At 56.8% G+C, this 12142-nt stretch carries 9 protein-coding genes; 6 read left to right on the top strand and 3 right to left on the bottom strand.

The features are described 5' to 3' along the window. The first annotated feature begins 19 nt into the window (after positions 1–19). The 6 genes from infB (at position 20) to ACWKWM_RS17805 (ending at position 7393) form a co-directional block, all read left to right on the top strand. Positions 20–2563, top strand: coding sequence for a translation initiation factor IF-2 (gene infB / locus ACWKWM_RS17830; RefSeq protein ID WP_483847416.1), 2544 nt, complete (start codon positions 20–22; stop codon positions 2561–2563). A gap of 158 nt (positions 2564–2721) precedes the next feature. After that, entirely contained in the window at positions 2722–3123 is a 402-nt protein-coding gene (gene rbfA, locus ACWKWM_RS17825; RefSeq protein WP_483847415.1) for a 30S ribosome-binding factor RbfA, read from the top strand. 3 nt (positions 3124–3126) lie between these two features. Then, the gene (truB, locus tag ACWKWM_RS17820) at positions 3127–4044 is read left to right on the top strand and encodes a tRNA pseudouridine(55) synthase TruB (RefSeq protein WP_483847414.1); all 918 of its coding nucleotides are present in this window, start codon (positions 3127–3129) and stop codon (positions 4042–4044) included. A gap of 153 nt (positions 4045–4197) precedes the next feature. Continuing rightward, a complete protein-coding gene (gene rpsO / locus ACWKWM_RS17815; protein ID WP_483837979.1) occupies positions 4198–4467 on the top strand; it encodes a 30S ribosomal protein S15 in 270 nt (89 codons plus the stop codon). Between the two features lie 175 nt (positions 4468–4642). Then, positions 4643–6748, top strand: coding sequence for a polyribonucleotide nucleotidyltransferase (pnp, locus tag ACWKWM_RS17810; protein ID WP_483847413.1), 2106 nt, complete (start codon positions 4643–4645; stop codon positions 6746–6748). A 297-nt stretch (positions 6749–7045) separates the two neighbouring features. Further along, positions 7046–7393, top strand: a complete 348-nt coding sequence (locus tag ACWKWM_RS17805) for a BON domain-containing protein (protein WP_483847412.1) — start codon at positions 7046–7048, stop codon at positions 7391–7393. A 281-nt stretch (positions 7394–7674) separates the two neighbouring features. Here the strand turns inward: ACWKWM_RS17805 and ACWKWM_RS17800 are convergent, their stop codons facing one another. From ACWKWM_RS17800 to ACWKWM_RS17790, 3 genes are all read right to left on the bottom strand, one after another. Then, on the bottom strand, positions 7675–7941 hold the full coding sequence (locus tag ACWKWM_RS17800) for a DUF2845 domain-containing protein (protein ID WP_483847517.1): 267 nt from the start codon (positions 7939–7941) through the stop codon (positions 7675–7677). 51 nt (positions 7942–7992) lie between these two features. Then, positions 7993–10941: a DUF748 domain-containing protein gene (locus ACWKWM_RS17795; protein ID WP_483847411.1), complete on the bottom strand. Its 2949-nt coding sequence runs from the start codon at positions 10939–10941 to the stop codon at positions 7993–7995. A gap of 112 nt (positions 10942–11053) precedes the next feature. Then, entirely contained in the window at positions 11054–12070 is a 1017-nt protein-coding gene (locus ACWKWM_RS17790; protein ID WP_483847410.1) for a class I SAM-dependent rRNA methyltransferase, read from the bottom strand. Positions 12071–12142 lie beyond the last annotated feature (72 nt).

Genomic DNA, 12142 nt, shown 5'->3' with positions numbered 1-12142 from the left:
GGCCTGAGGAGAGAAGTGCATGACGCAAGTCACGGTGAAACAACTGGCCGATGAGGTCAAAACACCGGTAGAGCGCCTGTTGCAGCAGATGCGTGAGGCAGGTCTGCCGCACACCGCCGCCGAGCAAGATGTGACTGATATTGAGAAACAAGCCCTTTTGACTCATTTGAAAAGCGGTCACAAGGCGAAAGTGGAAGAACCGCGCAAGATCACTTTGCAGCGCAAAACCACTAGCACACTGCGTGTTGCTGGCAGCAAGAGCATCAGTGTTGAAGTACGTAAAAAGAAAGTTTTCGTTCAACGCAGCCCGGAAGAAATCGAAGCCGAGCGCAAACGTGAACTGGACGAACGTCGTGCTGTAGAAAATGCAGCACGTCAAAAGGCTGAAGAAGAAGCCCGTGCTCGCGCTGAAGAAGATGCGCGTCGCCAGCCTGCTGGTGCTCAACCGTCTTCTGATGCCGCTGGCGCTGTTGCCGCACCTGCGCCGGAACCGACGCCAGCCGTTGCTGCTGCGCCTGTTCGCGAAACGCCTGCTGCTGCTCCGACACCTACTCTCGACGTTCGCAAGCGCGAAGAGCAGCGTCGTCCGGACAAACCGCGTGCAGATGACAACAGTCGTCGTGGCGGCGGTGGTGATGGCGAGCGCAAAAACGCTCCTCATCGTGCATCGGTCAAAGAGAAAGCGCCTGCTCCACGGGTTGCGCCACGTACTACCGACGAAGAAAGCGACGGCTTCCGTCGTGGTGGTCGCGGCAAGGCCAAGCTGAAGAAACGCAACGCTCACGGTTTCCAGAGCCCAACTGGCCCTGTTGTGCGCGAAGTGAAGATCGGCGAGACCATCACTGTTGGCGATCTCGCTCAGCAGATGTCGGTCAAGGCTGCTGAAATCATCAAGTTCATGTTCAAGCTGGGTACTCCAGCCACCATCAACCAGGTACTGGATCAGGAAACTGCCCAGCTGGTCGCTGAAGAGCTGGGCCACAAGGTGACCCTGGTCAGCGACACTGCATTGGAAGATTCGCTGGCTGAGTCGTTGAAGTTTGAAGGTGAGACGTTCTCCCGTGCTCCAGTCGTGACCGTAATGGGCCACGTTGACCACGGTAAAACGTCGCTGCTCGACTACATCCGTCGTGCCAAGGTTGCTGCTGGCGAAGCCGGTGGTATTACTCAGCACATCGGTGCTTACCACGTTGAAACCGAGCGTGGCATGGTTACCTTCCTCGACACTCCGGGTCACGCCGCGTTTACCGCAATGCGTGCTCGTGGTGCCAAGGCAACCGATATCGTGATCCTCGTCGTCGCTGCTGACGATGGTGTCATGCCGCAGACCATCGAAGCCGTGCAACATGCCAAGGCTGCTGGTGTTCCGCTGGTTGTCGCAGTGAACAAGATCGACAAGCCAGGTGCAGACCTTGATCGCATCCGCAGTGAGCTTTCGGTTCACGGCGTGACATCTGAAGAGTGGGGCGGTGATACGCCGTTCGTTTCGGTCTCCGCGAAAATGGGTACCGGCGTCGACGCATTGCTCGAAGCTGTTCTGTTGCAGGCGGAAGTTTTGGAACTCACCGCTACGCCATCGGCCCCAGGTCGTGGTGTTGTGGTTGAATCTCGCCTTGATAAAGGCCGTGGCCCGGTTGCTACTGTTCTGGTTCAGGACGGTACATTGCGTCAGGGCGATATGGTGCTGGTCGGTTCGAACTATGGCCGCGTTCGCGCCATGCTCGACGAGAACGGCAAGCCAATCAAGGAAGCAGGTCCATCCATCCCGGTCGAAATTCTTGGCCTGGACGGTACACCGGACGCTGGCGACGAGATGAGTGTTGTTGCTGACGAGAAGAAAGCCCGTGAAGTGGCTCTGTTCCGTCAAGGCAAGTTCCGCGAAGTGAAACTGGCTCGTGCTCACGCAGGCAAGCTGGAAAATATCTTCGAAAACATGGGTCAGGAAGAGAAGAAGACGCTCAATATCGTCCTCAAATCCGACGTCCGTGGATCGCTGGAAGCCTTGAATGGCGCGTTGAATGGCCTGGGCAACGACGAAGTGCAAGTGCGCGTAGTCGGCGGCGGTGTCGGTGGTATCACCGAGAGCGATGCTAACCTTGCGCTGGCTTCGAACGCTGTACTGTTCGGCTTCAACGTGCGTGCTGATGCTGGCGCTCGCAAGATCGTCGAGCAGGAAGGTCTGGATATGCGTTATTACAACGTAATCTACGACATCATCGAAGACGTCAAGAAAGCCCTTACCGGCATGCTTGGCAGCGACGTCCGGGAGAACATCCTGGGTATTGCTGAAGTTCGCGATGTATTCCGTTCGCCTAAGTTCGGCGCGATCGCCGGCTGTATGGTGCTCGAAGGTGTTGTTCACCGTAACCGTCCAATCCGCGTACTGCGCGAAGACATCGTTATTTTCGAAGGCGAGCTGGAATCCCTGCGCCGCTTCAAGGATGACGCTTCGGAAGTTCGTGCCGGCATGGAATGCGGTATCGGCGTCAAGAGCTACAACGACGTCAAGGTCGGTGACAAGATCGAAGTGTTCGAGAAGGTCCAAGTGGCTCGCAGCCTCTAATTTGCGAGCTTCAGGAGCCATGGTGAGCGCCGCATGTAAATGCCAAGCGCTTCTCACGGACTCTAAACGCAACGCCCGGTCCGGCTTCTGCCAGGCCGGGCGTTTGCCGCTTTCAGACTGCATGGCTTTTGCCATGGGTCAGTGACAGGTAACAAGACATGGCAAAAGAATACAGCCGTACCCAACGTATCGGCGATCAGATGCAGCGTGAGCTGGCGCAGCTGATCCGTCGTGAAATCAAAGACCCCCGCGTAGGGCTGGTCACCATCACCGCCGTAGATGTCAGCCGCGATGTGGGCCACGCCAAGATTTTCATGACCGTTATGGGGCAGGACAGCGCGGAAGAAATCGCACAAACGATCAAAGTGCTCAACTCTGCAGCAGGATTTCTGCGCATGCAGTTGGCTCGTGAAATGAAGCTGCGCAGCGTGCCTCAGCTGCACTTCCACTACGACGAAAGCGTCGTGCGTGGTGCGCATCTCTCTGCGTTGATCGAGCGTGCGGTGGCCGAAGACGGTCAGCATCCGCAGGGCGAAAAGCCAGACGGTTCCGGGGAGTAAGGCGTGGCTCAGGTCAAGCGTATTCGCCGCAACGTCAGCGGGATCATCCTGCTCGACAAGCCGCTGGGTTTTACCTCCAACGCAGCTTTGCAGAAGGTGCGTTGGTTGCTAAATGCTGAAAAGGCTGGCCACACCGGTAGCCTTGATCCTCTGGCCACCGGCGTGTTGCCACTGTGCTTTGGCGAGGCAACCAAGTTTTCGCAATACCTGCTCGATTCGGACAAGGGTTATGAAACCTTGATGCAGCTCGGTAAAACCACCACCACAGCAGATGCTGAAGGTGAGGTTTTGCAGACGCGTCCAGTAACCGTTGGTCGTGCCGAAATCGAAGCGGCATTGCCAGGTTTTCGCGGACAAATCAGTCAGATACCACCGATGTACTCCGCGCTTAAGCGTGATGGCCAGCCGTTGTACAAGTTGGCGCGTGCGGGGGAAGTGGTGGAGCGCGAGGCGCGTTCTGTTACTATTGCGCGCCTGGAATTAATGGCGTGTGAAGGCGAAACGGCACGGTTGTCGGTTGACTGCACCAAGGGCACGTATATTCGTACCCTGGTCGAAGACATTGGCGAGCAATTGGGCTGTGGTGCTTACGTTGCAGAGCTGCGCCGCACGCAGGCCGGACCTTTTGATCTTTCCCAGACTGTAACGCTGGAAGAGTTGGAGGCGGTCCACGCCGAGGGTGGCAATGAAGCGGTTGATCGTTTCCTGATGCCATCGGACAGCGGGTTGCTGCACTGGCCGGTGCTGCAGTTTTCCGAGCACAGTTCGTTTTACTGGCTGCATGGTCAGCCAGTCAGAGCTCCGGACGCGCCGCAGTCAGGCATGGTTCGGGTGCAGGATCATGAAGGACGCTTCATCGGGATTGGTGAAGTGAGTGAAGACGGGCGAATCGCGCCGCGTCGACTGATTCGGTCGGAATGACCGGACCCATTGAGGCAGGGACTTCCTGGCTCAGTGGTAATGAGGGTGGCTGTTAACAGGCACGGTCACCCCTCACTTTTTAATACGAGAGTTTGCTCTCGGCCTGTTGAAGTCGTTTCTCTGAAACGATTTCCTGATAAAAGGATTGCCCACATGGCACTCAGCGTTGAAGAAAAAGCTCAGATCGTAACCGACTACCAGCAAGCTGTTGGTGATACTGGTTCGCCAGAAGTGCAAGTTGCACTGCTGACCGCCAACATCAACAAACTGCAGGGTCACTTCAAAGCCAACGGTAAAGATCACCACTCCCGTCGTGGTCTGATCCGCATGGTAAACCAGCGTCGCAAGCTGCTGGATTACCTGAAAGGCAAAGAGATCAGCCGTTACGCCGCGCTGATCGCGCGTCTGGGTCTGCGTCGCTAATAACGACGTTGCAAGAGGTTGGTTGTCTGTCGCGGGCTCGCCGGTTGTTTCGGTGAGTCGGGCAGGCTCCCAGCCTCAAGTTTTATCTGGACTGCCGACGGGTCCGATTCCCGCCGCTGCCCAAGAATTCGCAAGAAACCAGTTCCCCCAAGAGCCACAAAGAAGGTAGGAAACCGTGAACCCGGTAATCAAGAAGTTTCAATTCGGTCAATCGACCGTAACCCTCGAGACAGGCCGCATTGCCCGTCAAGCTTCTGGCGCAGTATTGGTCACCGTTGACGACGACGTCACCGTTCTCGTGACTGTGGTCGGCGCCAAGCATGCAGACGCAAGCAAAGGCTTCTTCCCCCTTTCCGTGCACTACCAAGAAAAAACCTACGCCGCAGGCAAGATCCCAGGTGGTTTCTTCAAACGTGAAGGCCGCCCTTCCGAAAAAGAAACCCTGACCTCGCGTTTGATCGACCGTCCGATCCGCCCCCTCTTTCCTGAAGGTTTCATGAACGAAGTGCAGGTTGTCTGCACCGTCGTTTCCACCAGCAAAAAGACCGATCCGGACATCGCTGCGATGATCGGTACTTCGGCTGCGCTGGCGATTTCCGGCATTCCGTTCGACGGCCCTATCGGCGCCGCGCGCGTTGCTTTCCACGAAAGCACCGGTTACCTGCTGAACCCGACTTACGAACAACAGAAAGCTTCGAGCCTGGACATGGTCGTTGCCGGTACGTCAGAAGCGGTATTGATGGTTGAGTCGGAAGCCAAAGAGCTGACCGAAGACCAGATGCTGGGCGCTGTGTTGTTTGCCCACGACGAATTCCAGTCGGTCATCAAAGCCGTCACCGAACTGGCTGCCGAAGCTGCCAAACCTACTTGGGCCTGGGCACCGAAGCCTGAAGCCACCGCATTGCTGGGTGCCATCCGTTCCGAATTCGGCGACGCGATTTCCCAGGCTTACACCATCACCGTCAAGGCTGACCGCTATGCGCGTCTGGGCGAGCTGAAAGATCAGATCGTTGCCAAGCTCGCTGTTGAAGAAGGCAGCCCGTCTGCCAGCGAAGTGAAAGCGGCTTTCGGCGAAATCGAATACCGCACCGTTCGCGAAAACATCGTCAACGGCAAGCCACGTATCGACGGTCGCGACACCAAGACCGTGCGTCCGTTGAACATCGAAGTCGGCGTTCTGCCGAAGACTCACGGTTCGGCACTGTTCACCCGCGGTGAAACTCAGGCGCTGGTTGTAGCGACCTTGGGTACTGCGCGTGACGCACAGCTGCTCGACACCCTCGAAGGCGAACGCAAAGACCCGTTCATGCTGCACTACAACTTCCCTCCGTTCTCGGTGGGCGAGTGTGGTCGCATGGGCGGTGCAGGTCGTCGTGAAATCGGCCACGGCCGTCTGGCTCGTCGTTCCATTCAGGCGATGCTGCCTGCTGCCGACGTGTTCCCGTACACCATCCGTGTTGTGTCGGAAATCACCGAGTCCAACGGCTCGAGCTCCATGGCTTCGGTCTGCGGTGCTTCCTTGGCCCTGATGGACGCTGGCGTTCCAATGAAGGCTCCGGTTGCCGGTATCGCCATGGGTCTGGTTAAAGAAGGCGAGAAGTTCGCCATCCTGACCGACATCCTGGGCGACGAAGACCACCTCGGCGACATGGACTTCAAAGTAGCGGGTACTGCCAAAGGCGTTACCGCGCTGCAGATGGACATCAAGATCAAAGGCATCACCGAAGAAATCATGGAGATCGCTCTGGGCCAAGCCCTGGAAGCGCGCCTGAACATTCTTGGTCAGATGAACCAGATCATTGGCACGTCGCGTACCGAGCTGTCGGAAAACGCTCCGACCATGATCGCGATGAAGATTGACACCGACAAAATCCGTGATGTCATCGGTAAGGGCGGCGCGACCATCCGTGCGATCTGTGAAGAAACCAAAGCTTCGATCGACATCGAAGACGACGGCTCGATCAAGATCTTCGGCGAAACCAAGGAAGCGGCTGAGGCAGCACGTCAGCGCGTTCTGGGCATCACCGCTGAAGCCGAGATCGGCAAGATCTACGTTGGTAAGGTTGAGCGCATCGTCGACTTCGGCGCATTCGTTAACATCCTGCCTGGCAAAGACGGCCTGGTTCACATCTCCATGCTGAGCGATGCTCGGGTTGAGAAAGTGACCGACGTTCTGCAAGAAGGTCAGGAAGTTGAAGTATTGGTTCTGGACGTGGACAACCGCGGCCGTATCAAGCTGTCGATCAAAGACGTAGCAGCAGCGAAGGCGTCGGGCGTTTAATCGCACCTGACTCTGCCTGTTGTTGAAAAGGACCCCTCGGGGTCCTTTTTTTATGAGCGCTTTTAAGGAGTTACGTCAATTACGTGTTTATTCACCCTTGGCAGAACATGCATCTTGCAATCGGAACTTTGTGTAAACGGGCAATCTGCACGATCATCGATGCGCGTGGAAAATATAACTCATTGAAATATATCGTTTTTATGCGAGAGCTCGCTTTGGCACACCGCTTGCGATGTATACCGTAACCCTGCAGCGATACGCTTGCTGCAGATTCTGAGAAAAACAGGAGTTACTCGTATGAAGAAGTTCGCTATCGCTGCTGCTACCGCTGCTCTGACTCTGACCATGGCCAACGTTGCCCTGGCCGAGACCTCCACCCAAGCGCCGATGGTCGTTGCTGCAAACGAAGTCGCCAAAACCAAAGAAGCTACTTCTGACACTTGGATCACCACCAAGGTCAAATCTGATCTGCTGACTGAAAAAGGCATTCCAGGCTCCGACATCAAGGTAGAGACCAACAAAGGTGTGGTTTCCCTGTCGTCGACAGTCGCTATCACTGAGTCGCAAAAGACTACAGCCGTAGCCATCACCAAGAAAATCAAAGGCGTCAAAGCTGTTTCGGCTGACGGCCTGAAAGCTGAGTAATCAGCCCATATATGAAATGACCATGGAAAACGATCAGTCACCGGCCAGGGAGGTTGATGACTGAACGATTAAAGGTTCATGCGAAAGGCCACAAGGACGTGGTCATTACAGGCCTCGGCGATTGCGTCGGGGCCTGTTCTATTGTGGGTTCGGAAAATCTGTAGGAGCGCCCTTACCCGCGATCGCGTTTCTGACGTTTGAGCTTTTGTTATCTACAAACCCATCGCGGGCAAGCGCACTCCTACAAGCAAGTCGTGCAATGCGTTCAAGCGTGCGACGCGTTACTTGCCGCGCTTGCTATCGATCAATACCAGCCGGCCACCCTCAAACCGCAAGTACTGATACATCCCGTTGTTAGGCCCGTAGATCCACTCCTGCACCTGAACCTGATCTACCTGACGAAAGTGATTGACGGTCTCCTTGTAGCCGATCATGTCCTGGCTGACGGGCTGGCCGCATTTCTGCTGCACCTCAAACATCCGGTCACCGACGCTGATCAGCTGACTGCCGCAACGCAGCGTGCCAGCCTGAGCCAATGCCGACACCATCGATAAGCCAAATCCAACCCAAATCCCCGCTCGCACGTTCTTCAAATGCCGTTACTCGCTGTCCAGATGCAGTGGGCTAATGACGCGCCCGTCTTTTTCGGCTTGACCCAGGCTGGCGTCGACGAAATACACCCGATCATCCGCCAATTGGCCTTTGTCGACCAGATAGTCCTTGATACTGCTGGCGCGCGATTGTCCCAACTGACGAAGCAGCAGGGCGCTCGAGCTCCATGATTTCAGCACCGCTTCACGCATCTTGCCCTGGCGCTCTTCCTTGCCCAGATCAACCCACTCGGCTGGCGGTTGCTGTTTCAGGCGAGTACGGTAAATGCCTTCGAGCATCGGTGGTTTTTCGCTGTCAGGTACTTGCAGATCGCTAGCTTGAGGCGGGACCTTGTCCCCGCGTCGCTGCAGGATCTTGTAGTACGTGCTCTGGTATTCCCGCTCCAGACGCTGCTGAGCAATCAATGGCCCGTCGCTGGATTCCGCGCTGGTGCCCTCGATCTCCAGACGAAGCGCCGGACGTTCCTTGAGCGCCGCCGACAGTTTGTCGAGGGACGCTTGGGCTTCACCGCTCAATTCATCGGAACCTGCCGCAAACGCAACAGTACCGAGGTCTTGCGAACCACCGCCACTGACCAGTCCGCCAATGAATTTAAACGGCGCGGTAGCCGCACGTACGACCAGGTTGCGCAGGGTCTGCCAGACAATCGGCATCACGCTGAACTGCGGATTGTTCAGGTCGCCCGAGACTGGAAGTTCGATGGAAATCTTGCCGTCGCTATCCTTCAGCAGTGCGATGGCAAGTTTGAGCGGCAAACTGACTGCGTCAGGGCTATCAACCTTCTCACCCAGTTGCAGCTGCTCAAGTACTACCTTGTTCTCTGCTTTGAGCTGACCTTTGGTGATCAGGTAATGCAGATCAAGGTTCAGCCGGCCCTTACGGATGCGATAGCCCGCAAACTTGCCAGAGTAGGGCGTCAGGTTGGTCAGCTCGACACGCTTGAAGCTGGTGGCGATGTCGAGACTGGCCAGCGGGTCGAACGGGTTGAGCGCGCCCTTGATGGTCACCGGCGCATAGCGGTCAACCTTGCCGTTGATGTTCACGCTGGCAGGCTTGTTCTGACGATTGTCGAGGGTGCCGATCTTGCCGTTGAGTTGTTGAACGGCGGTGGCAAAGTTGGGTGTCAGGCTGAAGTCAGCGAAGTTGGCCGAGCCGTTGTTGATGTTTACTTCACCGATGCGAATACCCATGGGTTTTTCGTTACTCGCCGCTTTGGTTTTAGCTGCGGCGGCATTGGTGCTGCTGTCCGCAGGCTGTGGCACCAAAAGGTCGTTGATGTTGGTGGTGCGGTCGTCGGCAATGATAAACCGCGCGTACGGTTGCTCAAGATTGACTTGGGCGATGGTCAGGCTGTCGCCGAGCTGGAAATTCAGGCCTTCGAGATTCAGTTTTTGCCAACGCACGAAGTCCCGGGATTTCAGTGTATCCAGCGTATGCAACTGATCGACCTGGACCTTGCCGGTCACGCCCAACGCCAATGGCTCAGTGCTTTTAAGGTCGACCGCCAGATCGCTATTGAGCATACCGCTGCGTACTTCCAGCCGAATGAACGGCGTGACATAGGCCTGCGCGACTCGCAAATCTATATCGCGAGTTGTGACGTTGAGCTTGGCGCGGACCGGCGCCAGATTCACCTCGCCTTCTGCGGTCAGCTTGCCCTGCTTGCCCAGCCCGGTGTCGAGCTTGAGGTTAAAAGGCGACTTGTTGAGGCTGTCGAAATTCTGAACGTCCAGATTCAGGGGCCCAAGGTCTATTTCTACAGGCTCTTTGGGAACACGGTCCGCCAAATGAACCTTGTAGTCGCGCAGTTGAACATCGCGCAGCAGGACCTGCCACGGTTTGCTTGGGGCGGCGGCAATCTCGGCCTTTTTGGCCTCAGTCCCCGATGCAGCAGCCGGTTCTTTCTTTGCCGCTTCACTGGCCTTGGCAGGCTGGCTCGCGAAAAGCTTTTGCCAATCCAGCTGACCGTCGGGTTCTCGAGCTGCCCACGTCTCCAAGCCGTTGCTGCGGATCTTGCCGACCGTGACCAATTGCTTGGCCAGGTCGATAGACGTTTCGCTTACCTCAAGCTTTTTCAGGCGCACCAGCGGGCGGCCATCGGGCGCATTGATCCCGAACGGTGCGACGCTAAGGGAGGTTTTATCCAGCAACAGCTCGGTCTCCTTGGCCAGGCTGAGTTTGTAATGAGTGTTGAAGTTCAGAATGCCGTCTTGCAACGCCAGCGGCAGCGCATCGCGCACGTACGGCCACCAGACTTTCATCTGGCCGTCGGTGACTTTGAGTGTGCCTTCGGAGGCAATCGGCACCAGGCTGATGCGTCCGACCCAATCGATCTGCCCGCCCGCCGGGCCTGCCGCGACCAGGGTCATGTCAGCGTTATCTTCGGGCAGGGTGCTGAGGTTTTTCAGCTCGAAATCGAGGGCGTCGTAGAGGAATTCAATCGGCTCGCTCGGGCGCAAGTCCTGAAAGTGCACGTAACCGCTGGCCAGTTTGATTTCGCCGATGCGCAGTGGGAACGGCTTGCTGGGTGGCTCGTCAGGCTTGGCGGGTTCGCTCGGTGGCAATTTGAACAACTGCGCCAGATTGAGCGTGCCGTCTTTGGCGAACAGCAGTTCGGTTTTGGGCTTGTCCAGCTCCACCGTTTTCAGGTGCAGGGCGCGGGTCCATAAGCTGTCGATTTGCAGGTTCGCGTAGAGCCGCTCGAAGCCCACATCTTCCTTGCCGGGAGCGCCAATGTTCAAGCCCCACAACGTGATTTCAAGGCTGTAAGGGTTGAGTTCCAGCCGGTCGAGCTTTGCCGGAACAGTGGAATAGTTTGCCAACTGTTGGTTGATCACCCGCAATGCGATGCCGGGCAGAATCAAAAACCCCAGCAAACTGTAGATTGCGAAAACGGCCAGCAAGGCGCCAATAGCGCGTTTCAATCCTTTGGGCATGTGGGGCGTCGACTCTCTTTATAGGAGGTCCTTGGAGTATGGCACGCCAATCTGGTTCCGAAATCGGTTGTTACAGAGGCTGTAGGAAGATTCCTAAATCCAATACCGAATGTCAGAACTGCAGGATCAGCGTTTTCAGCGGTGGCTGTTGGTCCATCGAAGGGAAGTCAGCGCCGGGTGTCAGCACTTGGCAATCACGGACGGGCCGACCGATTTTGGTCGCGCAACGCAGCACTTGATCGCGCCAGTCTTCCAGGCTGACTTTCGCCAGATTGTTGCAGCAGATCAAAACGCCATCTTCAGCGGTCGTCAAAATGGCCGGCTTGAGCAGGCTTTGATAATCGCGCAGCAGATCAACAGTGCCAAATGCGCTTTTGGCCCACGCGGGCGGATCGAGCAGAACGAGATCGTATTGACGCTGCTCCAGACGAGGGTAATCCGGCAGCTTGTGGCCGCGACGTGCGGCAACCGGCAGCCCGGCCAGTTGGCGAATGGCCGGGAAGTAATCGGACTGGATGAATTCCATCGCTTTGAGGTGCGGGTTTAGCAGGCCGTTCTCTCGCCCCACCGCCAGATTGCCTTCGGCGAAATCCAGATTGCACACCTCACTGGCGCCGCCCGCTGCTGCGCTCAAGCCAACCCCGCAGGTGTAGGCGAACAGGTTGAGCACGCTTTTACCGGCGCTGTGATCCTTGACCCAGCCGCGTGCGTTACGCAGATCCAGAAACAGCAGCGGATCTTGCCCTGCATGTCGCCCGCGTACCCGATAGTTCAATCCCCATTCGTGTCCGATCAGGTCTTCTAACGCAGCCTCATCAGCCCTGTAAACCTTGTCGCTTCGGTCGATGCGCGAATTGCCTTGGGATCGGTCGTTATAGACCAGCGATGTGTCCAGGCCAAGGTGACTGTTCACCAGTGCGTGCGCTGCCAGCAACGACTCGCGATCAAGGCTGTTATGAAAGCTCTGAATGAGCAACTGCGGGCCGTAGCGATCGATGGTCAGGCCACTGGCGCCTTCCTGGCTGCCATGGAACAGGCGATAGCAATTGGTGCCTTGAGCGTGCAGCTCAGCCAGCAGCGACTGGCGATTTTCGAGGGCGACGCGAAGCGCCTGATTCAGCGAAGACATGCACGGCGCCTTGGTGTCGGAATGAGGCGCGGGAGTTTAGCAGTTTGGTTAAATACGGTGTTGTGGCTGGGT

Source organism: Pseudomonas rosaeacicularis, assembly GCF_057128745.1.
Note: the sequence above shows the minus strand (reverse complement) of the source record. Positions and strands in the feature narration are given on the sequence as shown.

Bases quoted from the DNA above. Each gene is read 5' to 3' on its own strand.
- ACWKWM_RS17800 (WP_483847517.1), bottom strand. From the start codon at position 7,941: ATGGTGTCGGCATTGGCTCAGGCTGGCACGCTGCGTTGCGGCAGTCAG.
- ACWKWM_RS17790 (WP_483847410.1), bottom strand. From the start codon at position 12,070: ATGTCTTCGCTGAATCAGGCGCTTCGCGTCGCCCTCGAAAATCGCCAG.
- ACWKWM_RS17805 (WP_483847412.1), top strand. From the start codon at position 7,046: ATGAAGAAGTTCGCTATCGCTGCTGCTACCGCTGCTCTGACTCTGACC.
- infB (WP_483847416.1), top strand. From the start codon at position 20: ATGACGCAAGTCACGGTGAAACAACTGGCCGATGAGGTCAAAACACCG.
- ACWKWM_RS17795 (WP_483847411.1), bottom strand. From the start codon at position 10,941: ATGCCCAAAGGATTGAAACGCGCTATTGGCGCCTTGCTGGCCGTTTTC.
- rbfA (WP_483847415.1), top strand. From the start codon at position 2,722: ATGGCAAAAGAATACAGCCGTACCCAACGTATCGGCGATCAGATGCAG.
- rpsO (WP_483837979.1), top strand. From the start codon at position 4,198: ATGGCACTCAGCGTTGAAGAAAAAGCTCAGATCGTAACCGACTACCAG.